The organism is Deinococcus psychrotolerans (assembly GCF_003860465.1).
Lineage (GTDB): Bacteria > Deinococcota > Deinococci > Deinococcales > Deinococcaceae > Deinococcus > Deinococcus psychrotolerans.
In genome coordinates this window covers 2,083,691-2,108,217 of the sequence record NZ_CP034183.1, presented here as the reverse complement: position 1 = coordinate 2,108,217, position 24,527 = coordinate 2,083,691, and the positions used below count along the sequence as shown (strand labels likewise).

Annotated in this window: 25 protein-coding genes and 1 pseudogene; 17 read left to right on the top strand and 9 right to left on the bottom strand. The window is 64.0% G+C overall.

What is annotated here, in order from left to right:
* Window positions 1-33 precede the first annotated feature (33 nt).
* Window positions 34-792, top strand: coding sequence for a cupredoxin domain-containing protein (locus EHF33_RS10410; protein ID WP_124870989.1), 759 nt, complete (start codon window positions 34-36; stop codon window positions 790-792).
* A gap of 45 nt (window positions 793-837) precedes the next feature.
* Entirely contained in the window at window positions 838-1,290 is a 453-nt protein-coding gene (locus tag EHF33_RS10405) for a CHRD domain-containing protein (RefSeq protein WP_124870986.1), read from the top strand.
* 66 nt (window positions 1,291-1,356) lie between these two features.
* Here the strand turns inward: EHF33_RS10405 and EHF33_RS10400 are convergent, their stop codons facing one another.
* Window positions 1,357-2,229 (bottom strand): DUF4384 domain-containing protein, encoded by an 873-nt coding sequence (locus tag EHF33_RS10400; protein WP_124870982.1) that lies wholly within the window; start codon window positions 2,227-2,229, stop codon window positions 1,357-1,359.
* 174 nt (window positions 2,230-2,403) lie between these two features.
* Here EHF33_RS10400 and clpS point away from each other — a divergent pair, with 174 nt between their 5' ends.
* The 6 genes from clpS to EHF33_RS10370 all read left to right on the top strand — a co-directional run bounded on the left by clpS (window position 2,404) and on the right by EHF33_RS10370 (window position 9,972).
* The gene (clpS, locus tag EHF33_RS10395) at window positions 2,404-2,742 is read left to right on the top strand and encodes an ATP-dependent Clp protease adapter ClpS (protein ID WP_164473455.1); all 339 of its coding nucleotides are present in this window, start codon (window positions 2,404-2,406) and stop codon (window positions 2,740-2,742) included.
* A 57-nt stretch (window positions 2,743-2,799) separates the two neighbouring features.
* Complete coding sequence (locus EHF33_RS10390; RefSeq protein WP_124870976.1) at window positions 2,800-4,992, top strand: AAA family ATPase; 2,193 nt, start codon at window positions 2,800-2,802, stop codon at window positions 4,990-4,992.
* 98 nt (window positions 4,993-5,090) lie between these two features.
* On the top strand, window positions 5,091-6,230 hold the full coding sequence (locus EHF33_RS10385; protein ID WP_124870973.1) for an ABC transporter substrate-binding protein: 1,140 nt from the start codon (window positions 5,091-5,093) through the stop codon (window positions 6,228-6,230).
* Window positions 6,231-6,416: 186 nt separating this feature from the next.
* Entirely contained in the window at window positions 6,417-7,472 is a 1,056-nt protein-coding gene (locus EHF33_RS10380; protein ID WP_241191135.1) for a branched-chain amino acid ABC transporter permease, read from the top strand.
* A complete protein-coding gene (locus tag EHF33_RS10375) occupies window positions 7,469-9,259 on the top strand; it encodes a branched-chain amino acid ABC transporter ATP-binding protein/permease (protein ID WP_124870970.1) in 1,791 nt (596 codons plus the stop codon). The genes EHF33_RS10380 and EHF33_RS10375 overlap by 4 nt, the downstream gene beginning before the upstream one ends.
* Complete coding sequence (locus EHF33_RS10370) at window positions 9,256-9,972, top strand: ABC transporter ATP-binding protein (protein ID WP_124870966.1); 717 nt, start codon at window positions 9,256-9,258, stop codon at window positions 9,970-9,972. The genes EHF33_RS10375 and EHF33_RS10370 overlap by 4 nt, the downstream gene beginning before the upstream one ends.
* Window positions 9,973-10,059: 87 nt before the next feature.
* Here EHF33_RS10370 and EHF33_RS21325 read toward each other — a convergent pair.
* A pseudogene (locus tag EHF33_RS21325) lies at window positions 10,060-10,953 on the bottom strand (aminoglycoside phosphotransferase family protein).
* 129 nt (window positions 10,954-11,082) lie between these two features.
* Between EHF33_RS21325 and EHF33_RS10360 the strand changes: the two are divergent.
* A complete protein-coding gene (locus tag EHF33_RS10360) occupies window positions 11,083-12,474 on the top strand; it encodes a YdgA family protein (protein ID WP_124870963.1) in 1,392 nt (463 codons plus the stop codon).
* Window positions 12,475-12,559: 85 nt separating this feature from the next.
* Here the strand turns inward: EHF33_RS10360 and EHF33_RS10355 are convergent, their stop codons facing one another.
* Window positions 12,560-13,102, bottom strand: coding sequence for a putative glycolipid-binding domain-containing protein (locus EHF33_RS10355; RefSeq protein ID WP_124870960.1), 543 nt, complete (start codon window positions 13,100-13,102; stop codon window positions 12,560-12,562).
* Between the two features lie 37 nt (window positions 13,103-13,139).
* Here EHF33_RS10355 and EHF33_RS10350 point away from each other — a divergent pair, with 37 nt between their 5' ends.
* Window positions 13,140-13,709: a GNAT family N-acetyltransferase gene (locus tag EHF33_RS10350; protein ID WP_124870956.1), complete on the top strand. Its 570-nt coding sequence runs from the start codon at window positions 13,140-13,142 to the stop codon at window positions 13,707-13,709.
* Between the two features lie 90 nt (window positions 13,710-13,799).
* Complete coding sequence (locus tag EHF33_RS10345) at window positions 13,800-14,444, top strand: hypothetical protein (RefSeq protein ID WP_124873078.1); 645 nt, start codon at window positions 13,800-13,802, stop codon at window positions 14,442-14,444.
* 4 nt (window positions 14,445-14,448) lie between these two features.
* On the opposite strand, the gene EHF33_RS10340 is transcribed toward EHF33_RS10345, so the two are convergent.
* The 4 genes from EHF33_RS10340 to EHF33_RS10325 form a co-directional block, all read right to left on the bottom strand.
* Entirely contained in the window at window positions 14,449-14,712 is a 264-nt protein-coding gene (locus EHF33_RS10340; RefSeq protein WP_124870953.1) for a hypothetical protein, read from the bottom strand.
* A 7-nt stretch (window positions 14,713-14,719) separates the two neighbouring features.
* Window positions 14,720-15,511 carry a metallophosphoesterase gene (locus EHF33_RS10335; RefSeq protein ID WP_164473454.1) on the bottom strand — a complete coding sequence of 264 codons (792 nt, stop codon included), beginning with the start codon at window positions 15,509-15,511 and terminating at the stop codon, window positions 14,720-14,722.
* A 62-nt stretch (window positions 15,512-15,573) separates the two neighbouring features.
* Window positions 15,574-16,578, bottom strand: coding sequence for a DHH family phosphoesterase (locus tag EHF33_RS10330; RefSeq protein WP_124870945.1), 1,005 nt, complete (start codon window positions 16,576-16,578; stop codon window positions 15,574-15,576).
* An 83-nt stretch (window positions 16,579-16,661) separates the two neighbouring features.
* On the bottom strand, window positions 16,662-19,031 hold the full coding sequence (locus EHF33_RS10325) for a penicillin acylase family protein (protein ID WP_124870942.1): 2,370 nt from the start codon (window positions 19,029-19,031) through the stop codon (window positions 16,662-16,664).
* Window positions 19,032-19,180: 149 nt separating this feature from the next.
* Here EHF33_RS10325 and EHF33_RS21875 point away from each other — a divergent pair, with 149 nt between their 5' ends.
* The 3 genes from EHF33_RS21875 to cutA all read left to right on the top strand — a co-directional run bounded on the left by EHF33_RS21875 (window position 19,181) and on the right by cutA (window position 20,123).
* On the top strand, window positions 19,181-19,450 hold the full coding sequence (locus EHF33_RS21875) for a macro domain-containing protein (protein ID WP_420889940.1): 270 nt from the start codon (window positions 19,181-19,183) through the stop codon (window positions 19,448-19,450).
* Window positions 19,332-19,700, top strand: a complete 369-nt coding sequence (locus EHF33_RS10320) for a macro domain-containing protein (protein ID WP_420889959.1) — start codon at window positions 19,332-19,334, stop codon at window positions 19,698-19,700. Before EHF33_RS21875 ends, EHF33_RS10320 begins: the two co-directional genes overlap by 119 nt.
* A 105-nt stretch (window positions 19,701-19,805) precedes the next feature.
* On the top strand, window positions 19,806-20,123 hold the full coding sequence (gene cutA / locus EHF33_RS10315) for a divalent-cation tolerance protein CutA (protein WP_124870939.1): 318 nt from the start codon (window positions 19,806-19,808) through the stop codon (window positions 20,121-20,123).
* Between the two features lie 27 nt (window positions 20,124-20,150).
* Here cutA and hemW read toward each other — a convergent pair whose 3' ends face one another.
* Together hemW and EHF33_RS10305 are read right to left on the bottom strand one after the other, a co-directional pair.
* Window positions 20,151-21,299, bottom strand: a complete 1,149-nt coding sequence (gene hemW, locus EHF33_RS10310; protein WP_124873076.1) for a radical SAM family heme chaperone HemW — start codon at window positions 21,297-21,299, stop codon at window positions 20,151-20,153.
* An 83-nt stretch (window positions 21,300-21,382) separates the two neighbouring features.
* Window positions 21,383-21,919 (bottom strand): hypothetical protein, encoded by a 537-nt coding sequence (locus tag EHF33_RS10305; RefSeq protein ID WP_164473453.1) that lies wholly within the window; start codon window positions 21,917-21,919, stop codon window positions 21,383-21,385.
* Between the two features lie 91 nt (window positions 21,920-22,010).
* Here EHF33_RS10305 and EHF33_RS10300 point away from each other — a divergent pair, with 91 nt between their 5' ends.
* Genes EHF33_RS10300 through EHF33_RS10290 form a run of 3 tightly spaced genes read left to right on the top strand, consistent with a single transcriptional unit; the run spans window position 22,011 to window position 24,439 of the window.
* Window positions 22,011-22,760, top strand: coding sequence for a metallophosphoesterase family protein (locus tag EHF33_RS10300; protein ID WP_124870936.1), 750 nt, complete (start codon window positions 22,011-22,013; stop codon window positions 22,758-22,760).
* A 43-nt stretch (window positions 22,761-22,803) separates the two neighbouring features.
* Window positions 22,804-23,757, top strand: coding sequence for a DNA polymerase III (locus tag EHF33_RS10295; protein WP_124870934.1), 954 nt, complete (start codon window positions 22,804-22,806; stop codon window positions 23,755-23,757).
* Window positions 23,758-23,806: 49 nt separating this feature from the next.
* A complete protein-coding gene (locus EHF33_RS10290) occupies window positions 23,807-24,439 on the top strand; it encodes a phosphoribosylanthranilate isomerase (protein ID WP_124870931.1) in 633 nt (210 codons plus the stop codon).
* Window positions 24,440-24,527: the final 88 nt, after the last annotated feature.

Here is a 24,527-nt window from a genome sequence, read left to right as displayed (position 1 = left end):
CAATCAGGCGTATTACTCACTGAGGTCACCTTTATGCTGCCCAGGTCATTTGCCCGTACCCTCGTTGGTTGTGCCGCCCTGAATCTGGGCCTTTCGCTGGCCGCGCCCGCCGCCGTTTATCCGTTCCGTCACAATCTGCCCCCTACCCTTGAGCCTCAGGCCGCCGGTCAACTGACGGTGCAGACGCTGGAGTCTGGGCGCACCGAATCGCTGCTGAGTCTCAGCGGCCTGACGCCCCAGACCGCTTACATGGCCCACTATCACGCGCTGGGCGCTCAGCCCGGGGCCTCGGCGTGCGACTCTGACGGCCCGGTGACGTTGGGATTTCCCGCCTTCAAGGCTGATGCGCAGGGGCGGGCCAGCGTCAAGCTGAGCGCCGCGCCGAATGTGCTGGCCGGCAACGCGGGCGCGTATGTCAATGTCCACCTGGCGAGCGACCTGGCCAGCGTGCCGCTGTGCGCCGCCGTGCTCAAGGTCGCCGCGCTGAATGGCAAGGCTGCGCCCGTGAGTGCAAAGGCCGCGCCCGCGCCGGTCAGCTTGCAAAAGATCAGCATCATCGACAATGCCTTTCGCCCGCCTACCCTCAGTATCAAGGTGGGCGACAGCGTGACCTGGACGCACGACGGCCAGATTACCCACAACGTCAAATCCACCACTGCCGCCGGCCCTCAATCCGGTGACCTGCACCACGGCGATACCTACAGTTTTACCTTCAAACAAGCGGGCACGTATTTGTTTTACTGCTCGTACCATGAAGGCATGAGCGGCACCATCACTGTGACCAACCGCTAACAGCGGGCGTCAAATGCACCGAGATTCAGAGAAGACAAGGAGATCATGATGAAAGCAAGCAACGTTATTTTGGGAATGGCCGCCATGTCGATGTTGGGATCGTGTGCCATGATGATGGCCAAGCCCACCACTTACACCTTCAAGCACAACGCGGTGGCAGCAGATCCGTCGGCGATGGGCACGGCGGCCGTGATGGCCGACAGCGCCGGTATGAGCAAAACCACCCTGACCCTCAGCGGCCTGACCCCCGGTAAAGCCTACATTGCCCACTACCACGCCTTCGGCCCGGATTCGAGCACCAATCCGTGTGCGTCCAACGGCCCCGTCACCGTCGGCTTCCCCAACTTCACCGCTGACGCCGCCGGAAGCGCCACGGTGATGCTGAGCGCCGACATGACCAAGATCGCCGGTGATATGGGCGCTTACATCAACGTCCACTACGCCAGCGATCCCAGCGTCGTGCCAGTGTGCGCCGCGATCAAAATGACCAAGGGCTAAGCACCCGCCAAAGGTAAAGGTGGCCTCCCCAACTTGTGGGAGGCCACCTTTACCTTTGCACTCGGTTCAGCGGCGAATAATCTGCACGTCGAACTTGCCGCCGCGCACGCTGATGATCAGCTGGGCGCTGTCGTCTCCCTGAAAGCGGGCGTTGACGGTGTTGCCGCGCTCGTCACGGTTGACCAAGCGGTAGCCCTTGCTTTGCAGTTCGTTGGCGTACTGGATGTAGATCTGGGCGGTGGTCTGCTGGCTCTCGAACTGGGTGCGCCAGACGGGCTGGGTGTTCCAAGCCGGCAGCGTCACGACGGGCGAGTTGTAGACCGGAGCCGCGCTTCCGGTGGAGCCGTAGGCCACGTTGTAGTACGCCACGTCACTGATCCAGCTGTTCTGGGGAATCGGGTTCTGAACCGGGTTGACCACGATGCTCAGGGCCTGGGCGAGTTGCTGCTGGCCCTGCACGTTGCTGACGGCAAAGTTGCTCTGGCTGTCACTGAAGCTGGCAATCGAGGAGGTGTTGAGCGGGGTCAAGCTGGCCAGCGCCAAGACTTTGTTGAGGCCGTAGGGCGCGGCGATGTCGAAGGTGAACTGATCACCGGCGGCCGGGAACGCCTTGACGGTGTTGGCCTTGACAAAGTTCGCGCCGCTGGCAAAGCGGTTGGGCAAAATCATGTCCACTTTGCCGTTGGGGTCAACGTTGAAGAGGTAGACGTATGCGTCGCTGCTGACACGGGTGTAGATGCGAATCTTGTCGTTGACCTTGTAGTTGGGCACTTTCGAGCCAGAGGTGTCGCGGTCTGTCCAGACCTGCACCGAGAGCGAAGCTGGAAGCGGGTTGACGATGATGCTCTGGGCACTGATCTTGGGCGCGGCGTGGGCGGGAGCGCTCAGGAGACCAAGCGAAAGGCCGAGGGTGACGGCGGAGATCAGGGTCTTTTTCATGCACGCAGTGTGACGCGGGGCACTGACGCGAGCCTGACGCAGCGGGTCAAGGGAGGGGGGATAACTTCTCACGGCCCGGTCAGATAGCCCAGTCAGATGGCCCGGTCAGTTTGCTGGCCCGATACGTTGTGCTGATGCCATTGCCCAACCGCGCAGGGGGGTAGCATGCAGGCAATGACCCGCCGCACGCCCGCCGATCCCCGTTTCAACGACCAGTCCAATACCCAAACCTTAGAGCGCACCCAAATTACCCGCCCGCGCCTGTACCGGGTGCTGCTGCTCAATGACGATTACACGCCGATGGAATTCGTGGTGATGGTGCTGGGCCGCTACTTCCGCAAGTCGGACAGCGACGCCGAGATGATCATGCTGGCCGTTCACCGCAAGGGGCAGGGCGTGGCCGGGGTGTATACCCGCGAGGTGGCCGAAACCAAAGTCGCGCAGGTCATAGAGCACGCCCGCAGTGAAGGCTATCCGCTGCGGGTGGTGGCCGAGCCGGAGCCGAGCGCGTAAAGCAGCTTCACTTTTCTTCTCTCCCAACTTTATTCACAGCGCCCCCGAGGACACCCCATGCTTGCCCAACCCTTCCGCAACACCCTCCAACGCGCCGCTGACCTCGCTGCCGAGCGCAGCCACGAATACGTCACGCTTGAGCACCTGCTGTATGCCCTGACCGATGACCCCGACGCCAAAAACGCGCTGAGCGCCAGCGGCACCGACTTGGAGCGCCTCAAAGCCGATTTGAATGAAGTGCTGGCGACCTTTGAGACCGTTGACGAAGCCCCCGAGCTGACGTTCACGGTGCAGGAAGTGGTGCAAGACGCCATCTTGCAGCGCCACGCCAGCGGCAAAGGCAATCAGGACGTGACCGGCGACTTGGTCTTGGTGGAGCTGATGGAGCAGCCCGACAGCTTCGCCCGCGCCGCGCTGGAAGCTCAGGGCGTGACCCGACTGGCGCTGCTGGAGTATGTGAGTCACGGCGGCAACGGGGAGAAGGAAATCGCGGGCATAGACGGAACGGCCCCCGAAGCTGAGACAGTTCAAGACCCGCTGGCCGCTTACACCGCTGACCTGACCCAGCAAGCCGAGGACGGAGAACTCGACCCGGTGATTGGCCGCGAGAACGAGCTGACGAGAATGCTGCACATTTTGGCCCGCCGCAGCAAAAACAATCCGGTGTTGGTGGGCGAACCCGGCGTGGGCAAAACCGCGCTGGCCGAGGGTTTGGCGCAGCATGTGGTCAGCGGCAAGGCTCCAGGCTTCCTCAAAGGAGCCCGCATCTACGCGCTGGACATGGGCGCACTGATCGCCGGAACCCGCTACCGGGGCGACTTCGAGCAGCGCCTCAAGGCCGTGCTGAAGGCGCTGGAAGGCCAGAACACCGTGCTGTTTATCGACGAGCTTCACACGCTGGTCGGAGCCGGGGCCACCGAGAGCGGCAGCATGGACGCCGCCAACTTGCTCAAGCCTGCGCTGGCGCGTGGGAGCCTAAGGGTATTGGGCGCGACCACGCCGCAGGAGTTGCGCCACCTCGAAAAAGACCGGGCCTTGTGGAGGCGTTTTGGCGTGGTGGACGTGCCAGAGCCGAGCGAGGAAGATGCGCTGGCGATTTTGCGGGGGCTGCAAAGCCGCTACGCCGAGCACCACAAAGTGACCTACAGCGACGCCGCGCTGGACGCCGCCGTCAAGCTCTCGGCCCGCTACATCCGCGACCGCTTTTTGCCCGACAAAGCCATCGACGTGATCGACGAGGCGGGAGCAGCCCGTTCGGTGCGCGGCGAGGGCGGCGAGATCAGTGAGGCCGACATCGAGGCGACGGTGGCCCGCATCGCCCGCGTGCCAGTGGGTCAGGTCAAGGCCGAGGAAGTGCAGTCGCTGGCAACGCTGGAGGCCGATCTGGCTGCCCGCGTCTACGGGCAAGACGCCGCCGTGAAAGCCATTTCCAGCGCCGTCAAGCTGGCCCGCGCTGGGCTGCGCGACGCCCGCAAGCCGCAAGGAGCCTTTTTGTTCGCGGGGCCGACCGGGGTGGGCAAAACCGAGCTGGCCCGCGCCCTCGCTGAGCGGCTGGGCGTGGAACTGTTGCGGTTCGATATGAGCGAGTATCAGGAAGCGCATACGGTGGCCCGCCTCATCGGTGCGCCTCCCGGTTATGTGGGCTTTGATCAGGGCGGCCTGCTCACCGACGCGATTGCCAAGCAGCCGCACGCCGTGTTGCTGCTCGATGAAATTGAGAAGGCCCACCCCGACGTTTATAACCTGTTCTTGCAACTGCTCGATCACGGCACCCTGACCGACCACGCGGGCAAGAAGATCGACGGGCGCGGCTTGATGGTGCTGTTTACCACCAACGCCGGAGCCGCCGACGCCTCGCGGCCCGCGTTGGGGTTCGGGCGTACGGGCCGCGAGGGTGAGCTGATGGAAGCAGTCAAGCGGTCGTTTGCGCCGGAGTTCCGCAACCGCCTCGACGCGGTGATTCCCTTTGCCGCGCTCTCGGAAACGGTGATGACACAGGTGGTGGACAAGTTTTTGGCCGAGCTGGACGCCCAACTTGCGGAGCGCAGCGTCACCCTGAGCGTCACGCCCGCCGCCCGCGCCCTGATCGCCAAGCTCGGCTACGACCCGGCGATGGGCGCTCGTCCGCTGGCCCGCGTGATTGAGGACAAGCTCAAGCGCCCGCTGGCCGACGAGCTGCTGTTCGGGCGCTTGAAGGGCGGCGGCGCGGTGACGGTGGGCGTTAAGGACGGAGAGCTGATTTTGCGGTAAGGGCAGCCCAAACTAACACCCGTTAGGTTATACTTCCTTCATCCACAGTTCAGCGGCGGGCACACTCACCTTGGCCGCGCTTACCCGCAAGGAGATTCATGAAACGCACCCTACTGTTTTCCCTGACCGCCCTTCTTTTGACCAGTGCCAGCGCCGAAATCCGCATCGGCGTGATTGTCAGCGCCACCGGCCCCGCCGCCAGCTTGGGCATTCCCGAAAAGAACACGGTGGCCCTGCTGCCCAAGAAAATCGCCGGGCAAGACGTCACTTACATCATCCTCGACGACGCCTCCGACACCACCACCGCCGTCACCGACGTCCGCAAGCTGATTCAGGACAACAAAGTCGATTTGATTATCGGCACGACCACCACCCCCGCCAGCCTCGCCATGATCGACGTGGTGGCGCAGGCCAAAGTCCCGATGATCAGCCTCGCGGCCTCCGAGGGCATCATCAAGCCGGTGGACGACAAGCGCAGTTGGGTCTTTAAAACGCCGCAGACCGACGCGATCATGGCCGCCGCCATCGTGGATCACATGGCCAAAAACGGAATCAAGACGGTGGGCTATATCGGCTTCAACGACGCTTACGGCGAAGGCTGGTTTGCCGAGCTTCAGAAAAACGCCGCTGCCAAGGGCATCAAAATTGTCGCCTCCGAGCGCTACAACCGCACCGACACCAGCGTGACGGCGCAGGCGCTCAAGGTATCGGCAGCCAAACCCGACGCTGTACTGATCGGCGCTTCGGGCGTGCCGGGCGTGCTGCCGCAAAAAGCGCTGCGCGACCGGGGCTTTACCGGCAAAATCTACCAAACGCACGGCGTCGCCAACCCCGACTTCCTGCGCGTGGGCGGCAAAGACGTGGAGGGCGCGATCTTGCCCGCCGGCCCGATTTTGGTGGCCGACCAACTCCCCGACACCAACCCCAACAAGAAAGTCGGCCTGAGCTACGTCAACCAGTACGAAAAACTCTACGGCAAGGACTCGGTCAGCACCTTCGGCGGGCACATGTATGACGCCGGCCTGATTTTGCAAAAAGCCGTCCCCAAAGCGCTCAAAGCCGCCAAACCCGGCACGCCCGAGTTCCGCGAGGCGCTCAGAGCGGCCATCGAAGGCACCCGCAACGTCATCGGAGCGCACGGCATCTTCAACATGTCGGCCACCGATCACCTCGGCCTTGATGCCCGCTCCCGCGTCATGGTCGTCGTGCAAGACGGCACTTGGAAACTGCTGAAATAACCGGATGTCAAAAAAGGGGCGGCTTACGGGCCGTCTTTTTTGAATTTTGGAGGGGGAAGGAAGGGCAACCACTTCGCCCACCTTCCCCCTCTTTTTCTTTTGGCTTTTGCCCCCTTTCTTTAGGGGGTGGTGAGCGCCAGCGAACTTGCCCTTCTTCCCTTACCCCTACACCGGAGGCCACCCCCCTTGGACTTAGCCCAGATCTTTGACCCCGCCATCTTCCCCGTTCTCGCTGCCGACGGCCTGACCAACGGCGCGGTCTACGCCCTGCTCAGCCTCGCACTGGTGCTGGTGTTCGCCGTCACGCGGGTCATCTTCGTGGCTCAGGGCGAGTTCGTTTCGTTCGGAGCGCTGACGCTGGCCAGCTTGCAACTCGGCAAAGTTCCCGGCACGCTGTGGCTGGTGCTGGCACTCCTGGCCATCAGCGCGGTGGTGGAGGGCATTTCGCAAGTTCGGCAGGGCCAAGCGAGGCGGGCCGGCCTGGTGCTGCTCTGTGCGGTTGCCATCGGCGTGGGGCTGTGGGCGCTGCTGACCTGGTTGGCTCCCCTCAAGCTGGCGCTGCCGCTGCAAGTGCTGCTGACCCTGCTGCTGGTCGTGCCGCTGGGGCCGCTGTCCTACCGGCTGGCCTTCATGCCGCTGCGGGAAGCCAGCACACTCGTTCTGCTGATCGCTGCCGTCAGCCTGCACTTGGTGCTCAGCGGGCTGGGACTGGCCTTCTTCGGAGCCGAAGGCTCGCGCACGCCCGCCTTTGCCGAGGGGCAAGTCACGCTGGGGCAGGTGCAGCTCAGCGCCCAGAGCTTGGTTACCATTCTGGTCAGCGCCGCGTTGATGCTGGCCCTGTATTTCTTTTTTGACCGGACGCTGGCGGGCAAGGCGCTCAGAGCCACCGCCGTCAACCGGCTGGGCGCGAGGCTCAGCGGTATCAGTCCGGTGCGGGCCGGCTACGTCAGCTTCACGCTGGCCGCCACTATCGGAGCGCTCAGCGGCCTGCTGATCGGCCCTTCGACCCCACTGAGTTACGACAGCGGCTTTTTGATCGGCCTCAAGGGCTTCGTGGGGGCCATCGTCGGCGGCTTGGTGTCGTATCCGGTGGCGGCGCTCGGCGCACTGCTGGTGGGCCTACTCGAGAGCTTTGCCTCATTCAGCTTCAGTGCTTGGAAGGAAGTTATTGTGTTTGGGCTGATTTTGCCGGTGCTGCTGTGGCGATCACTCACCACCCGCCACGCCGAGGAAGAAGAATGAGCGCGGCAAGCGTAAACAGCGGCAAGCAGCTGGGCGCGAGAACCTGGCTGGCGCTGGCCTTCTTCGCCGTCATCGCCGTGCTGCCCTTCTTGCTGCCCACTTTTTACCTGACCTTGCTCGGCAACGTCGGCATCTACGCGCTGGTGGCGCTGGGTCTGGTGCTGCTGACCGGCGTGGCAGGCAGCACCAGCTTCGGGCAGGCGGCCTTCATGGGCGTCGGAGCCTACACCAGCGCCGTGCTGTGCCTGCGCTTCGGCCTCTCGCCCTGGCTGACGTTGTTCGCGGCGGTGGTCGTCACAGGGGTGGTGGCGCTGATTCTAGGGGCCATCACGCTGCGGATGCAGGGCCACTTTCTGCCGCTGGCGACGATTGCCTGGGGGCTGAGCCTCTACTACACCTTCGGCAACGCGCCGTTCGCGGGCGGCTTTACCGGCCTGACCGGGGTGCCGCCGATCTCGCTGTTCGGCCTCGACCTCAACACCCCCAACCGCTTTTACTGGCTGGTCTGGGCGGTGCTGGCACTGTGTGCCTGGGTCACGCAGAACCTGCTGCAAAGCCGCACCGGGCGGGCCATGCGTGCTCTACGCGGCGGCGTCACGGTGGCCGAGAGCTTCGGGGTCAACACCTACGCTCTGCGGGTGCAGACCTTCCTGCTCTCGGCGGTGCTGGCGGCGGTGGCCGGCTGGCTCTACGCGCACGGGCAGGGCTTTATCAACCCCACACCGTTCGGACTCTCGCAGGGCATCGAATTCCTGTTTATGGCGGTGGTAGGCGGTTCCGGCTCGGTGGGCGGAGCAATTCTGGGCGCGGGCCTGATTACTTTGCTGCGCGACCAGTTGCAAAACCTTCTGCCCAAGCTGCTGGGGCAATCCGGCGACTTCGTGACCCCCGTCTTCGGCATTCTGGTGATCCTGATGCTTCAGGTGGCCCGCGAAGGGCTGTGGCCGCTGCTGGAACGGGTGCTTCCCAAGCCTTCTCAAACCCTGATGCCGCGAACCGAGCGCCTGCCCCTGCATGTCAAACCCGCTTCCGGTGAGGAATTGCTCAAACTGGAAGGCGTCTCCAAGCATTTCGGCGGCCTCAAAGCGGTCAACGAGGTGTCGTTTAGCCTGCACAGCGGCGAGATTCTGGGCCTGATCGGCCCCAACGGCGCAGGCAAATCCACCCTCTTCAACGTGATTTCTGGGGTACTGGCGCCGACGTCCGGCAAAGTCACCCTGCGCGGCAAAGACATCTCGCGCTTCGCCTCGCGCCAGATCGCCCGCCTGGGCATGGCCCGCACCTTTCAGCACGTCCGGCTGTTTCCAGAAATGACGCTGCTGGGCAACGCCATGATGGGCGGCTACACCCGCGCCCACGCCGGAATGACCCGCAGCCTCTTGCACTTGGAGCGCAGTGAGGAAGCGGCCCTGCAACACGCCGCCGCAGAGCAACTCGGGCGGGTGGGTCTCGGCAACGTGTTTGAACTGGCGGGCAATTTGCCGCTGGGCCAGCAGCGCATCCTCGAAATCGCTCGGGCGCTGGTGGCCGACCCGACGTTGCTGCTGCTCGACGAACCGGCGGCGGGCCTGCGGGTGGGCGAAAAGCGCGAACTCTCGGCGCTGCTGCGCAAGTTGCAGGGCGAGGGCGTCACCATTTTGATCGTGGAGCATGACATGGATTTGGTGATGAACGTGGTTGACCGCTTGGTGGTCATGAATTACGGCGAGAAGCTAGCCGAGGGCACACCCAGAGAAATTCAGCAGCACCCCGCCGTGCGTGAGGCTTACTTGGGCGGCGCGGCGTGAGCCTCCTTTCTGTTCAAGATTTGCACGTCAATTATGGCCGGGTGGAAGCCCTTCACGGCGTTTCGTTGGACGTGGACGCGGGCCAGATCGTCAGCGTCATCGGCCCCAACGGTGCGGGCAAAACCACCCTGCTCTCGGCGCTGGCCGGGGTGCTGCCCTCACGCGGCGAGGCGGCGTATCAGGGTGAGTCCTTGCGGGGCGTCAGCGTGGAGGAGCGGGTCAGCCGGGGGCTGGTGATGGTGCCGGAGAAGCGCGAACTGTTCGGCTCGATGACGGTGGCCGACAACCTGCTGCTCGGCTCGTTTTCCCGCCGCAACCGCAGCCACGTCAAGGCCGACTTAGACGGCGTGTACGTCCGCTTTCCGCGACTCTTGGAGCGCCGCAAGCAACTGGCCGGAACCTTATCGGGCGGCGAGCAGCAGATGCTGGCAATTGGCCGGGCGCTGATGACCTCACCCAAACTCTTGATGCTGGACGAGCCGTCTTTGGGCCTCGCGCCGATCATTGTGCGGGAAATCTTCAAGATCGTGGAGTCGCTGCGTGAGGGCGGCGTCACCGTGCTGCTGGTCGAGCAAAATGCGCGGGCAGCTTTGGCGTGCAGCGATCACGGGTATGTTCTGGAAACGGGAGACGTGAAGCTCAGCGGCCCCGCCCAGCAACTCGCCGACGATCCGGCGGTGACGAGCGCGTATTTGGGAACGGCAGAAGCCTAGAGCATTCCACTCCCTCTGGTCGGTCACAAAAGAGCTTCTTTTGTGACGAATGCTCTAAGCACCACCACTTTTACAGCCTCACGGCATTCACCCGCTCCCACTCACCACTTCCCCTCTCAGCACCTCGCCCAGCACCCGCCGCGCCTCAGCCGCCTTCACCGCGTCTGAGGCGCGGTGCTCTTCCAGCACAATCAGCGCCTTCCACAGCGCCCAGCCGCGCCCCCGCGCCCAAGTCGCCGCATCTGCCGCGAGGGCGTTCACGAAGGCTTGGCGACTTTCGCCCTCAAACAGCGTCCACGCGATCACCGTGTCGCAGGCCGGATCACCCACGCCCGCGCAGCCGAAATCGATCACGGCGCTGAGCTGGCCTCCGTTGATCAGCACATTACCAGCGCTCACGTCGCCGTGAAACCAGACCGGCGGGCCGTGCCACGTGGCAGCCAGCGCCGTTTCCCACACCGCGAGGGCGGCGGCAGCGTCTATTTCAGCGCCCAAAATACCGATGGCGTGACGGGTCTCAGCGTCGTAGTTCGTCAGTGGGCCGCCCCGGTAAAAGCTGTGCGGCCCGAATCTTGGCCCGCTCCCGGCATCAAGGCTTTGCAGGACATTCAAAAAATGGGCCAGTTGACGGGCCACACGCGCCAAATCGGAGATGGGCGCACTCACCGCGCTCTCCCCTTCCAGCCAGCCGTAGACCGACTAGGGCCAAGGATAGCCTTCAGCAGGAGCGCCCAATCCCAGCGGCGTCGGAATCGGCAGCGGCAAGAGTGGCGCAAGGAACGGCAGCCAGCGCTGCTCTTTGGTGACCTGCGGCGCGTACCCCTCGGCGCTGGGCAGTCTGACACTCATCCGCTCGCCCAGCCGGAAAGTTCGGTTGTCCCAGCCGCTCACCTCTACTGGCTTCACCGGCAAACTGGCCCACTGCGGGAACTGACCGGCGATCAGACAGCTGACCAACTCGGCACTGATTTCAGGCGGCATTTCAGCCAGCTTAGCGCCTTCTGTTCTTGAACGACTGGACTTGCACCTCGCTCAGCCAAGTTGCTTACTCCCATTTTGTCATCCTAAAGTACCTATCATCCGGCTTTGGCTAAGCGCTACATTAAATGTATGACTCGTCTCAAAAACAGCCCCCGCCGCTCCGGTTTGCCCGCCCTCGGGATTGGCCTGCTGGTGGTGCTGGGCGCACTCGCCGGAGCCACCGCCTACACCGGAAGCCAAACCGTGCAGACCCAAGAAGACCTGGCCAGCACCCTCAAAGCGCAGGTCAACGCCAGCGGCTACGCCCGCGTGACCAGCAGCACCTATCAGCGCGGCTTCCTGTCCAGCACCCAGGTGCTCAACGTGATGCTGGGCAAAGAAGGTGAGGCGGGCAGCGTGCCAATCATCATCACCAACCGCATTCAGCATGGGCCGCTGCCGGGCTTTAAAACGGTGGGCAACGCCCTGATCGACACCGAAGTGAAGTTTGCTGATGCCGCTTTGCAGAAAAAAGTAGAGGAAGCCCTCGGCGGCCAGCAGCCCGTCATTCGCACGGTGGTGGGTCTCGACGGCAGCACCAATACCCATTTCGAGGTGCCCAAGGGCCAATTCAGCGATCAGGGCGCGGCGATCACTTGGCAGCCGCTGACCGGCGACGTGAGCAACGGCCTGAGCGCCAGTAGCCGGATAGACTGGCCCGAATTCAAAGTCACTTCGCCGGAAGGCAACCTCACCTTCAGCGGGCTGAGCGGCAGCGGCACCACCCGCAAGCAAAACGCCGACGATCTGCTGGGCGTGGGCGACCAGACCATGACCCTCAAAAGCCTGACCTACAGCAGCACGTCAGGCGAGGCCAAAGGCAACTTCACGCTCAGCGACCTCAAAGCAGGCGGCAAAAGTACGCTGGACGGCGGCTTTTACAATGCGGCCCTGCTTTACGACATCGGGCAACTGGCTCTCGAAATGCCGGGCAGCCCCGCGCAAAACTACAAGAATGTCCAGCTTCACCTGAGCATGAATCACCTCAGCCGCGAGCCGCTCTCGCGCCTTGCCAAGACCTTCAGCGAACTCGGCAAGCAAAGTCAGGCCAACCCCAACCAAACCCCCGATGTCAGCGACGCCCAGCAAAAGGCGATGCTGGACGACGCGGTGGCGCTGCTCAAAGCCCAGCCGGTACTGTCGGTCGACCGCGTCAGCTTGACGCAGCCCAGCGGCGAGATTGTACTGACGGGCAAGGCCGAATTGCCCGGAGCCGCCGAACTCAGCAGCGAGAACGTGGAAATGCTGAGCGCTTCCCCGCTGGCCGCGCTGGGCCTCGCCAAGTTGCAGGCCCAGTTCAAAGCCCCTGAAGCGGCCCTGCGCGAACTGCTGACCAACCTCGCCCCCGAAGCGGTTCAAAACCTCGACGGCATGATTCAGGCCGGAATGCTTAAGCGCGAAGGCACCCTTTTGGTCAGCGACATGGCTTTCGAGAGCGGCGCAGGCACGGTCAACGGCCAAGCCTTGGGCGGCGGATTCTAAACTTAAGCGGGGCAAAGGAGGCAGGGCGAAGGCTCTGCTTTTTCTTTTTGCCACCACTTAATACATATACCCGACAGCCCTGTTTTCAGATTTGTACGAACAGGCCCGGATACTCGCGCACCAGCAGATCGTCGTCTACCTTCAGTTCGGTGCTAAAGCCTGCGCCGAGGTTTTCGTAGTGGTAGGTGTGCGGGCCGAGGCGGGTGTAACGCTGACGGGTCACGCGGCGGGTCAGACTGGGCACCTCGACCACCACGGCCAGAATTTCTCCCGCTTCGCCGGGATGCAAATCGAGGCGGCGCAGCGCCAGCGTGTTGGTGTAGGGCGTGACGTTGAGGTCGAGGTCGGTGCAGCCGCTCAAATCGCTCAGTTCCTCGCCGCCGTTGCCCTGCCACCTCCCCGAGGCGCTGCGGGTCAGGGTCAGCGAGGCCTGACCCGAGAGCCTCAGCACGGCGGCCACCAAGGAGCCTTTGCCGTCGACCTCAAGGCGGTAACGCAGGGTAAACGGGCCTTCTGGCGCTTTGCCGATCACTGTTCCGCTGGCCCAGCCCTGGCCGGTCAGCAGGTGTTCCAAGCCCAGCTTTTGCTCATCCAGGCTTTGCCACATCACATGCTGCCGCGCGGTCATACCGCTCAGGGTAGCAGGCTGTGGCAAGCTAGCAGCAATGGCCCGCCTACCCTCAACACCCCTGCCCCTGACCCTGCGCCCCCAAACCGCCCGCGAAGCGCTGCTGCTTTCGCTGTGGCTGACCGACCCGGCAGCCGAGTGGCGGCAGTGGGACGCGCCGTATTTGCTGCCAGCGCCGGACGCGCACAGAGAAGAAGCGGAAGACGGAGAAGCCGACCAAAGCCACCACGAACGCCTGATTTTTGTAGGTGAGCAAGCGGTGGGCTTGGTGACGCGCACACCCGAAGCGCCCAGCAGCGGCGGCTGGTGGGAGCTGGGCATCCTCATTTACGATCCCCAGCACTGGGGCGGCGGTTTTGGCACGCGGGCGCTGCGCGACTGGACGGCCCTGACTTTTCAGGAAACCGGGGCGCACGTGCTGACCCTCAGCACCTGGAGCGGCAACGCCCGGATGGTTCGCGCTGCAACGCGGGTCGGCTACGCCGAGTGCGCCCGCGTGCGCGAGGCGCGGCTGTGGCAGGGCAAGCGTTACGCCAGCGTGCGGCTCGATCTGCTGCGGCGTGAATGGGAAGAATCGCTTAAGTTCGGCGGCGACGAGCAGGTTTAAGCTGGAGCGGTGGCACACTTTTCGGCTCAGGGCACGGCACATGCGCCAGCAGCCACGAACAAGGGCTCGGCGCTCAACCCAAGCGGCTTTCTGGCCACCCAAGACCTCAAAGACCGGGGCTGGACGCCGCGCCTGATCGCCGAATTTTTGGTTCAGCACGACCAGACCCGTCCCAACGGCCTCAAGATGGGCCGCCGACGCTTGCCGCCGGTCAAGCTGTACCTGGAAACGCGGGTGGAGGAAGCCGAGCGCGAGGAAACTTTTTTACTGGCCCAGCACCGCGCCATGCAGGCCCGCGAACGCGCCGAGGTCGCCAAAGCCGCCCGCCAAGCCAAACGCGCCGCTCTGCTGGACGCCGCCGCCGAGCGCTACACCCCCGTGATCGTGCCGGAAGCGCTGCGCAAGGGAGCCGTCAAAAAAGCCCGCGCTCCGTACCTGGAGGGCTTGGAGCAACTGCTCACCGAGATCAAACGCGGCTTTGCCCACCAGCCGCCCGACCCTCAACCGGAAGCCGCGCCCAAACGAAAAGTCAGCAAAAGCAAGCCGGCTAAGCCCAAGCCGCTCAGCGAAGGTGAGGAAAAAGATTTGCGGGCGGCCCTCCTCAAACGGCTGGAGGCGGCGCTGGCCGGGGCTTACGAGTGGTTCCCCGATCCTTACGCGCCTGATCCAAAGGCCAAAAAGGGGAAGGGTGGGGTTGCCAAGCCAGCCGACTGGCGCAAGTGGGAGTGGGATTGAGGGTTTAGACGTTTTGGTCGTCTTTAGAGTCTGATCTGTGACGCAGAGACCTTGTTATATAGATATTCCACAAGCTGACAGCGCATACCAGAAAGACAACTACCGAGCCAGCAACTACGTTCGAGGTTTCATTACATTGGGCTTCAGGTATTTTACCTGAACCTTGTCCAGCAGATAAGCAGGCCATTGCGGCAAAGAGTGCTGAAAAAAGAAAACTTACCAGACTAAGAACAAACAAAACCCATATTAAGAAAGTTTTCAGTTTCATGATAAGCCTATTCTAAGTTTAGAAAATAGGGTGGCCGATGTAAATGAGGTTGGCAGCCCATCAAGTCCGCGCACAATACCTCCGGTGGGCTGCCCAGCCGCAGCGGAAGCCGGGTGGTGCCCAGCCCGCGTGAAACATAAAACAAACCATTACTGGGTTCGCGCCGCGCTCCGGTGTGCCAGCGCCGCCCCTGCGCCACCGTCAGGCCGAACAGCCGAATCTGTCCGCCGTGGGTGTGTCCGGTCAATAGCAGATCGAAGGGCACCCCGCCGCGCCGCACGCTTTCTATGATCTGGGGAGAGTGGGCCAGCAGCAGCCGCACATCCGCCTTGCCGGGAAAGCCTTCGGGACGCTCAAGGCCGCAGGCACTGTTGTCGTAGCCGTAGATTCGCAGGCGCAGACCGCCAACCGTAATGCTCTCGCCCGCATTGAGCAGCACCCGCGCCACACCGGAAACGGCGGCGAGTACGGCGGCACTCTCCGCTTGGCTCAGCAGGCGTTTGCGAAAGCCTGAAAGCGTCTCCCGCTCCCAGTTGCCCGGCACAAAGTAAATATGGGCGCACTCGATCCGCCGCAACTCGGCCAGCACACGCGGCAAGTCGCTTTGATGGCTGACCAGATCGCCGGTGATGCACACCACATCCGGTTTCAGGGCATTGACTGTGGTGGCGATGCTCCCATTCAGAAAACGGGCGCGGCCATGTGGGTCGCTGAGCTGCACCACCCGCACGGCGCGGCCCGAAGAGAGCGGCAACTCCACGCGCAGGCGCACCACCCGCAGCCAGTGGGTTTCGGTCACCAGCCACGCCAGACCCACCAAAGCGCCCGCCGCCAGCCAGACCCGCTTGGGTATTTTCGCTCTCAGCGCAGGCCCACCCGCCGCAACTCGGCGTCCGCCGCCGCTTCAAAGCGGGCCACCGTTTCGGCGTAGGGAGCGGCCACCGAAGCCCCCGCAGCAGCGACGTGACCGCCGCCGCCCAGCACCACCGCGATATTCTGAGCGCTGACCAGGCCCCTAGAGCGCAGCGACACCTTGACCCGCTCACCGTAATCTTTGTACATCACCGCCAGCTCGGTGCCGTCGGCGTTGCGGATGGTGTTGACATACGACTCCACGTCTTCCCAGGCTGAGCCGGTGCGCTTCAATGCGGCTTCGTCGACGTGCGAGGAGACGACCAGACCGTCTGGTGAAAAGGCCATCTGATCGAGCACTTCGCGCAGCAGAGAATAGTAACGCGGCGGATTGCGGGCCATCTGATCATTGATCCACGGGAGGGCCGCGCCGCGCTCCACCAAATCGGCGGCGGTTCGCAGCACCTGCGGGGTGGTGTTGGAGAACCTAAACGAGCCGGTGTCGGTGCTGGTGCCGAGCAGCAGCGGCGTGGCGATGTCGGCACTCCAAGCCGCACCGAGCGCGTCCACCACGTCTTTGACCATCATGGCCGCCGCCGCCTGCGAGGGATCAACCACGCTGACCGTGGCCTCGCGGCGGTTAGTGCCGTGATGGTCGATGTTGACGACTGGCCCCTCAAAGGCGGTGATGTCGGCTCCAGCCACCCGCGCCGTGTCGGTGTTGTCCACGTCCAGCACGGCGGCCAGAGCGTTTTCCGGCCACGTTTCAAGCTGAGGCAGCACTTCACCTTCCTGGGGCAAAAAGGTCAGGTAGCGCGGCACCTGCATGTAGGTCTGGGCGTCCTTGCCGAGCGACCTGAGCGCCCGCTGGAGGCCCAAACAACTGCCCAGCGCGTCTCCGTCGGGGTCGATGTGGGCCAGAATCACGATGGGGCCAGCGTGGGCCTTAAGGCAGGTCGCCGCTTCCTGCACGAGTTCGGCGTAACGGGGTTCGGCGGCATTTTGAGCAGTCATGCAGAGGAGTATAAACAAGCGCGGCGAAAAAGCAGTCGGAAGAATTGCCCAGCTGGTCAGTTCTTTGGGCGCGGCAAAGGCGCTTATTCGCCCGAGAGCTTCAGCACCCGCGTGCGGCCCCAGTCGGCAGGATCGCTGCTCATGGGAATGTAATCGCCGCGCTGCCACAGCCGCAATTGATCGGCGTAGTGCGGGCCAACCGGGTTGCCGCCCTGCCCCAGCGTGCCGACGAACACGCTTTTGTTGAGGTCAGACAGGTCGATAATCTGGCGGTAACTCGGCGCGTGGGTCTGCCGGTAAGTGCCGGGGTTGGGGCGGCCCACGTCCACCGTATTGGTGCCGCCGGACGAGGGCGCAGCGCGGTTGAACAGCCAACCAATCGCTTTGACACCGCCAAAGGCCTGATGGTTGTTGGTCATCTGATGCAACTTGCCGTACACCCAGCCGTCAGGATCGGAGCCGAGGCGGGCGCTGAGATCGGTCACGGCGGCCTTGAGGGTGGAGGTCAGCCAAGCGTTGCAGTCACCCTGTCCATTCACCGCGCACAACTTGCTGCCCGATTTGAGGGCGTTCAGCACCGCCAGGCTGTTGACGGGCGTGGTGTTTGGAGTAGCTGCGGTGCCGAGTTCGTCTTGGCTAAGTTTTTGCAGTTGCATCAGCCACGCCTCAAAAATCAGCGGCGGCACGGCGTCGGCCCGCTCGTTGCCGTCCCAGTCTCTCAGGCGCTCTAAGGCTTGGCGACTCAGATCGCCGTCCGGCTTGGCCGCCAGCAAGTACGGTTTGAGGTCACGCCAGACCAGACTTACAGTGTCGTTTTGCACCGCTTTCACGTCGGCCACCGTCAGTTTGTCTTTGGCGCTCAGCAACTCGGTGATGCGCTCGGCGCGGTAAGGCTCGGCCCAGTTGCGGTCATTGGCGAGGAAGTAAGGGTAGCTGTCCGGCACAACTTTGTTGTTGGCCGTCACCACCAAATTGTCGGCGGAGTTGAAGGTGTGCGGCAAGGCTTCAAAGGGAATGTAACCCGTCCACTCGTGCTGGCCGTCGCCCAGCGTGGGCAAACTGCCGTCCCAGTTGCTGCTCGGTGATTGCCGAATCGGAATCTTGCCGGGAGCGTAGTACCCGGTATTGCCGTCCACATCGGCATACACGAAGTTCTGGCTGGGAGCCACGTAGAACTTGAGGGCTTCGGTGAAGTCCGTCCAGTTGCGGGCGTAGTTCAGGCCCAAAAAGGCGTCCAGGGTGGTGTCGCCCGGCGCGAGAGCCGTCCACTTGAGGGCCACACGCGGGCCGACCGCCGCCGCGTCACCGCTGACGCCGGAAATGATTGGGCCGTGAACGCTCTCGGCCACCGGGAACTCCACGTCCGACTTGCCTTTAACTTTGATGACTTCGGTGCGGGTGGTCAGCTTGGCACCCTCGGGTTCGATGTAAAGGTCTTGCACGTCGGGATTGACGTTGGTGACGCCCCAGGCGAGGCGGTCATTGCGGCCAATCACAATGGCGGGCAGTCCCGGCAAGCTGGCCCCGATGCTGTGCAGGGTCGGCCCCTTGATGTCGGCCAAGTACCACAACATCGGCGCACTCAGGGCCAGATGTGGGTCGTCGGCCAGAATCGGTTTGCCGCTGGCGGTGCGGCTGCCGCCGATGACCCAATCGTTGCTGCCTTTGCCCGGCGCATTCACGAACCCCAGCGAGCGGGCGGCGGCGAGTTGGGCTTGCAAGGCGCGGACGGTGGGTGCGGGCAAGCGGGCCGCGAGCAGAGGGACAGAACCGCGCCGCGCTCCCGTTTCCAGTTCCTCCGCGCTGAGAATGGTCGGCGCACCTTTCGGGTACGGCGGCAGCACCGAGCCGAGCGCATCAGGGCCGAGTTTTTGCGTGATCTGCTGGCCCAGCAACTCATCTTCCCAGTTGCCGCCGAGGTCGTAGGCCAGCAGCTTGCTCCACGCCACGCTGTCGGTATCGGTCCAGGGTTCGGGCTTAAAACCCAGAATGCGGAACTCCGGCGGCAAGCGGTTCTGAGCGATGCCCGCGTTGACGCCCTGCGTGTAGGCGCTGATCATTTCCCGGCTGCGCGGCGAGAGGGCCGGAATGATGCTCTGGGCGGCGCGGTAAAAGCCCCAGGTTCGCAGAAATTTATCCTGATCCAGCGCGGCCTCGCCCAGCACTTCACTCAGCCGCCCCTGCGCCACGCGGCGCTGAAATTCCATTTGCCACAGGCGGTCTTGGGCGTGAACAAAGCCCAGCGCTTCGATGGCGTCGGCGTCCGACTGCTCGGCCACGATGTGCGGCACGCCCCAGCGGTCACGGGTCACCGTCACTGGCCCCTTCAGGCCAGGCAACTTGAGTGCCCCCGACAAAACTGGGTTGGTGACGCTGTTGAAATAAATCAGCGCCCCCGCCACCAGCAAAAACAAAACCAACACCACGATGCCAACCCCGCGCAGTACACGCATATTTTCTTCCTCCGGTGACGCTTCAGCTTGTTCCAATTGGGCTGTCGAGACTTGCCTGACACGTTAGCGCGTCCGGGCGTTTGGGGTCGCCTTTGACCCTGCTGACCCTGCTGACCCTGCTGACCCTGCCGCTGCTTTATCCTGCCGCCATGCCACTTCAACTCATTCAGGGCGACATCGCCGCCCAGCGCACCTGCGCCCTCGTCACGGCGGCCAACGCGCAACTCATGGGCGGCGGCGGCGTGGACGGGGTGATTCACCGGGCGGCGGGGCCGGGGCTGCTGCACTCCCATTCGGGCCATCGGCGGTACGCCCACCGGCAGCGCCGTCATCACGCCAGCCTTCGAGCTGAGCAGTCAGGGCGTGGAGCACATCATTCACGCCGTCGGCCCCATCTGGCGCGGCGGCGAGAGCGGTGAAGCGGAATTGCTGGCCGGAGCGTACCGCGCCTCACTGCAACTGGCCACGCGGGCGAGCTGCGCCAGCGTGTCGTTTCCGGCCATCAGCACCGGCGTTTACGGCTACCCGCTGGGGCCAGCGTGCGAAGTCGCTCTCAAAACCATCGCGGCTTACCTGGACGAGGTTCCTGAATTGGAGGTGCGGTTGGTGCTGTATGACCGGGGCAGCTTCAACACCGCCCAGCGGCTGCGCGAACAGCTTGGCCTGTAGCGCTGAACTTTTCGGGTCAAGCTTTTCGTACTCCGTTCCATCCTTCCCCGCTTCACCGAGCGGCACTTCACCGAAAGGCCCGCTGGATGCTCTAAACTCAGTGCCATGTCTTTAGTCGTGATGGTCACGGTGCCGCCTGCGGGCGCAGCCGAATTGGCGCGGGGCTTGGTCGAACACCGCTTGGCGGGCTGCGTCAATATTGTGCCGGGTCTGCAAACCGTCTACCGTTGGGGCAACGAAGTGGCCGAGGAACCCGAAACCCTGCTGATCATCAAAACCAACGGTGAGCGCTACCCGGAGCTGGAGCGCTATATCAAAGAACACCACCCTTACGAGGTGCCGGAAATCGTGGCCCTGCCGGTCGACCGCTCCTCGCCGGAGTTTTCGCAGTGGCTCAACGCCTCGCTGAGCGTGTCTTCCTGAGCCGGGGCGACCCTCTCACCCTCTTAGCTACCCATTGACAAAATCGCCCAGCACTTTGTTGAGCAGCCACCAGCCCCGCACCGTGGCCCGCAGCACCGCGCCGTCCAAGGTCAGCAGGCCCGCTTCGAGGTTGCGCTCCAGCGGCCCTGCGTAACGCTGGGTCACCTCTAAGCCGCTGTAGAGCGACAGGGCGGCCAAGTCCACGCCAGCACGGGTTCGCAGGCCCATGAACAGGGCGTCGGTGACATGTTCCTCGGCGTCTACCGCTTCTGATTCGGCGGCTGGCCCCGCCGTGAAGTCGTGGGCCAGCCAGTCGTGGAGGTGCGGATTGGTGCGCCGCTCGGCCCTGAGTCCGGCCTGCTGGGTGGGGTAGTGGCCCGCCGCGCCCGGCCCCAGCCCCAGATAAAAACGGTTTTGCCAGTAAGCGCTGTTGTGGCGCGACTGCTCACCGGGGCGGGCGTAATTGCTGATCTCGTAGCGCTCCAGCCCCGCATCGGTCAACAGCTCGGCGGTGCGCTCAAATCCCATCTGCTCGTCATCCTCATTGACTTTGACCCCCCGGCGGGCAAACGGCGTGCCGGGTTCGATGGTGAGGGTGTACGCGCTGACGTGCCCCACGCCCAGCGCCAGCAGTCCAGCGATGTCGCGCTCTAGGGGCTGCCCCGCCACCGCCGTGATCAGATCACCGCTGACCCGGAATCCCGCCGCTGCCAGCAACTCCACCGCGCTGCTGGCCTGCTCGGCGTCATGCTGGCGGCCCAGAAATTTGAGGGTTGGATCATCCAAGCTCTGCACGCCCACCGAAGCGCGGTCAAAACCCAACTCGCGCCAGTGCTGCGCCCTAGGGGCCGAAACGGTGCCGGGATTGACTTCCAAGGTATTTTCCAAACGGCCCCAGCCCAAGTGACGGCGAATACTCTGGGTCAGGCGGGTCAGTTCGTCGTCGCGCAGAAAACTGGGCGTGCCGCCGCCGAGGTAGACCGTCTCCAGATCGGTAGGATAGCTCGCCGCCAGATACGCCGCCTCGCGCTCAAGCTGTGCCAGATAGGCTTCGACTTGCCCGCTGCGGCGCGTCAGCACATGGAAATCGCAGTACGGGCAAATGCTGGGGCAAAACGGCACATGCACATACAGGTGCTTGACGGGCGGCAACTGGATCATCGGCAAAGGGGTCATCGGCAAGGGGGCGGCGCTCACGCCGGGCAGTCTAGAGGCTGCGGAAGCAAGCAACCGTAAAAGCGGAACGCTCGGCCTTCCCTTCAGCCGAGTTGGGCCAGTCCCTGCGGCAGACCGCCTGCCCACAGCAGCAAAACTTCAGCCAGCCGCTGCGCCGGGCAGACCACCACTGCCACGCCCTGCGCGGCGCAGGCACTCGCGGCGGCATTCTCGCCTGACTCGCCCGCGCCGCTGAGCACGAGAGCCGCCTGCCACGCTGGAAACGGGCCACCTTCCAGATAGCTCAGGCCGCTTTCGGCTTCTTGCATCTGTTGAGCCACCTGCACCGCTGGGCCAGCCGCCACAGCCGCGCCGATGACCACCACGCCGCTGAAGGGTTGGGCGCTCAGCGTACGTTCCAGCGGTGTCAGGTGGTCATGAATGAGCAGTTCGAGGTGGCCTTTGATGAGCTGGCCCTCTGCCGCGAGCAGGGCGCTCAGAGCGTCGGCGGTGGCCCGCGCCGTTTCGGGGGCGGCGGCAATGAGCCAAGCGTGCCCACCGGCGCGGCCTTCAAAACGGGCGTGAACTGCCCCGTAAACATCACTCCAAACCTCGCTGGGCGAAACAACCAAAGCAGACATACGCCTCAGCATAGCGGGCGGCTGAAGCGGGTAAGCGCACAGAGCGGCGGCTCAGGACATCTCTGCGCTGCCCAGCCGCTATGATGCAGGCGTGCGGCTGCTGTTGATTTCCGATATTCACGCCAACTACACCGCGCTTGAAGCCGTGTTAAACGACGCGCAAGGGCGCAATTTCAGCCACGTCGTTCATCTGGGCGATGCGCTGGGCTACGGCCCGCACCCCCGCGAGGTGCTGGAAGCGCTCCGGAAGCTCGACGCCGTGTGCATGATGGGCAACCATGACCAGATGCTGCTCGACCGGGTCGACGGCCTCAACATGCGGGTCAGTATCGTGTCGCAGGCGCTGGCGTGGCAGCTCGAACGCCTCTCCGAGCGCGACTTGGGTTGGATTCGCAGTTGGCGCGACGGCATGGACGATCCGGTCATCGGCGCACGCTACCGCCACGGCAGCCCCACCAGCTTGGACGACTACACCGATTCGGTGACGGCAGCGAGAGAAGCCTTCTCCGGGTGGCACGGGCGGCTGGCATTTGTCGGGCACACCCACCACCCCGCCGTCTACGCCACCCTCAACGCGCCGGTGGGCGAGTGGATCAAGCACCAGGCTTTCGTGCAGGGCGGCAGTTACATGGTGCCGCCCAGCGCCAGAGTGATTCTCAATCCCGGCTCGGTGGGCCAGCCCCGCGACGGCAATCCGCAGGCCAGCTACGCCATTTTCGACAGCGCCCGCAATAACTTCCAGGTGTTCCGGGTCGATTACGACATCGCTCAGGTGCAGGCCGACGTGAACGCGGCGGGCCTGCCGGAAGTGCTGGGCGCTCGACTGTTTTTGGGCAAATGAGTATATTCAGAAAAAGGGCGAGAAGCGGCTTGTGGGTGCAGCCATGACGCTCGCCCCGCCCCGTTTGCCGCCCCTGCCGGACGCGCACGCGGCTTTGCTGCCTCCGCTCGCGCAGACGCAGAGCAATGCTTGGCTGCTGACCGGCCCGGCGCGGGTGGGCAAGCGGGCGCTGGCCAGCGTGGTGGCGGCGCTGCACAACTGCGCTCAGCGGGGGCCTAAGGAAGCGCCGTGCGGCGAGTGTGCTTCGTGCCGCGCCGCCGCGCTGGACCTTCATCCCGACGTGCTGGTGCTGGCTCCACGCACCACCACCAGCACCGGCAAAGCCGCCCGGCGCAAAATCATTCCGATCGGCGCGGTGCTGGCCTCACGTGACCGCGACAAAGACTATGAGCAGCACGTCTACGAGTTTTTGGAAGTGCGCCCCACTTACCGGCGGCGGGTGGTCATCATTGACGGTGCTGAGCACCTCAACGCCGAAACCGCCAACGCCCTGCTCAAACTGATCGAAGAACCGCCGCACCGCGCCCTGTTCGTGCTGCTGGCCGAGGACGTGCGCTCGGTGTTGCCCACGTTGGTGAGCCGTTCCAGCCGCCTCGGCGTGCCGCCCGCGCCGCAGAGCGATTTGGCAAAGTACTTGCAACAAGAAGGCTGCCCGGTTGACGCCGAACTGCTGGCCTTCGCCGCTGGCCGCGCCGGACTGCTCAGCGACGTGGAAGCGGTGCGCTCGGCGCTTTCTGATGCCCGCAGCCTCACGGACGCGGTACGGGCAGGGCTGTGGCCCGCTTTCGAGGCCGCCACCGCGCTGGAAAAGACCTTCTCGGCAGCCCTTCACCCAGAAGCCCTGCGCTTCGTTTGGCAGCCCGAGACGGGCGCGGTGCGGGCGGCGGCAGACACGGCGCTCGAAGCCCTGCAAGGAGCGCTGGAAGCTTACGCCAATCCGGGCCTGAGTTTTCAGGTGTTCGCGCTGTCGCTGCGCCAGGCCTTCGGCGCGGCCTGAGCCAAATGCCCCCAACACCTCGGCCGCCGGGTGTGCTAGCTTACTCGCCATGTCTTTTGCCCGCACCCGCGTCAAAATCTGTGGCACCACCAATCTCAGTGACGCTTTAAGCGCGGCTGAGGCGGGCGCGGACGCCATCGGACTGATTTTTGCGCCAGTGAGCAAGCGGCGCATCGACGCGGCAGCGGCGCGGCAGATTTCGCTGGCGGTGGGGCCGAGTGTAGGGCGGGTGGGCGTCTTTTTGGATCAAAGCCCTGAAGACGTGCTGCGCCTCGCCGACGCCGCCCGCTTGTCCGCCGTGCAGATTCATGACCGCTACAGCGAGGCTGAGTGGGCAGAATTGGCGAGCTTTCATCCGGTGGTGCGGGTGGTGGGCCCCGCCGACTTGGGTCAGATGGATGTCCCCGCACCCGGCAGCTCCATCACGCTGATGTTGGACGCTCCGCAGCCGGGCAGCGGGCAGCCGCTCGACTGGCCCGCGCTGACCCCCGCGTTTCCGGTGGGCGCTTGGCTGGCGGGCGGCTTGGGGCCGAGCAACGTGGCGCAGGCCATCAGCGCTCTGCGTCCGGCTGGAGTGGACGCAGTCAGCGCCCTAGAAGTTCGCCCCGGTCATAAAGACCCCGCCCTGGTACGGGCCTTCGTGGAAGCGGTGCGCCGAGCCGACGGCCCAAGTCAGCGCTGAGGAGCCGCTGAACGATCGCTGGGAGGTCAAAAAGCGCCGTTAAACAAAAGTTATCCACAGCCCTCCGTTTCACTGTGGATAACTTTTG

What these genes read in the sequence shown, in the direction of transcription:
- EHF33_RS21875 (WP_420889940.1), top strand. Translation starts at nt 19,181, where the DNA reads ATGCCACTTCAACTCATTCAGGGCGACATCGCCGCCCAGCGCACCTGC.
- EHF33_RS10400 (WP_124870982.1), bottom strand. Translation starts at nt 2,229, where the DNA reads ATGAAAAAGACCCTGATCTCCGCCGTCACCCTCGGCCTTTCGCTTGGT.
- cutA (WP_124870939.1), top strand. Translation starts at nt 19,806, where the DNA reads ATGTCTTTAGTCGTGATGGTCACGGTGCCGCCTGCGGGCGCAGCCGAA.
- EHF33_RS10295 (WP_124870934.1), top strand. Translation starts at nt 22,804, where the DNA reads ATGACGCTCGCCCCGCCCCGTTTGCCGCCCCTGCCGGACGCGCACGCG.
- EHF33_RS10350 (WP_124870956.1), top strand. Translation starts at nt 13,140, where the DNA reads ATGGCCCGCCTACCCTCAACACCCCTGCCCCTGACCCTGCGCCCCCAA.
- clpS (WP_164473455.1), top strand. Translation starts at nt 2,404, where the DNA reads ATGACCCGCCGCACGCCCGCCGATCCCCGTTTCAACGACCAGTCCAAT.
- EHF33_RS10355 (WP_124870960.1), bottom strand. Translation starts at nt 13,102, where the DNA reads ATGACCGCGCGGCAGCATGTGATGTGGCAAAGCCTGGATGAGCAAAAG.
- hemW (WP_124873076.1), bottom strand. Translation starts at nt 21,299, where the DNA reads ATGACCCCTTTGCCGATGATCCAGTTGCCGCCCGTCAAGCACCTGTAT.
- EHF33_RS10375 (WP_124870970.1), top strand. Translation starts at nt 7,469, where the DNA reads ATGAGCGCGGCAAGCGTAAACAGCGGCAAGCAGCTGGGCGCGAGAACC.
- EHF33_RS10360 (WP_124870963.1), top strand. Translation starts at nt 11,083, where the DNA reads ATGACTCGTCTCAAAAACAGCCCCCGCCGCTCCGGTTTGCCCGCCCTC.
- EHF33_RS10305 (WP_164473453.1), bottom strand. Translation starts at nt 21,919, where the DNA reads ATGTCTGCTTTGGTTGTTTCGCCCAGCGAGGTTTGGAGTGATGTTTAC.
- EHF33_RS10290 (WP_124870931.1), top strand. Translation starts at nt 23,807, where the DNA reads ATGTCTTTTGCCCGCACCCGCGTCAAAATCTGTGGCACCACCAATCTC.
- EHF33_RS10405 (WP_124870986.1), top strand. Translation starts at nt 838, where the DNA reads ATGATGAAAGCAAGCAACGTTATTTTGGGAATGGCCGCCATGTCGATG.
- EHF33_RS10340 (WP_124870953.1), bottom strand. Translation starts at nt 14,712, where the DNA reads ATGAAACTGAAAACTTTCTTAATATGGGTTTTGTTTGTTCTTAGTCTG.
- EHF33_RS10410 (WP_124870989.1), top strand. Translation starts at nt 34, where the DNA reads ATGCTGCCCAGGTCATTTGCCCGTACCCTCGTTGGTTGTGCCGCCCTG.
- EHF33_RS10330 (WP_124870945.1), bottom strand. Translation starts at nt 16,578, where the DNA reads ATGACTGCTCAAAATGCCGCCGAACCCCGTTACGCCGAACTCGTGCAG.
- EHF33_RS10385 (WP_124870973.1), top strand. Translation starts at nt 5,091, where the DNA reads ATGAAACGCACCCTACTGTTTTCCCTGACCGCCCTTCTTTTGACCAGT.
- EHF33_RS10325 (WP_124870942.1), bottom strand. Translation starts at nt 19,031, where the DNA reads ATGCGTGTACTGCGCGGGGTTGGCATCGTGGTGTTGGTTTTGTTTTTG.
- EHF33_RS10390 (WP_124870976.1), top strand. Translation starts at nt 2,800, where the DNA reads ATGCTTGCCCAACCCTTCCGCAACACCCTCCAACGCGCCGCTGACCTC.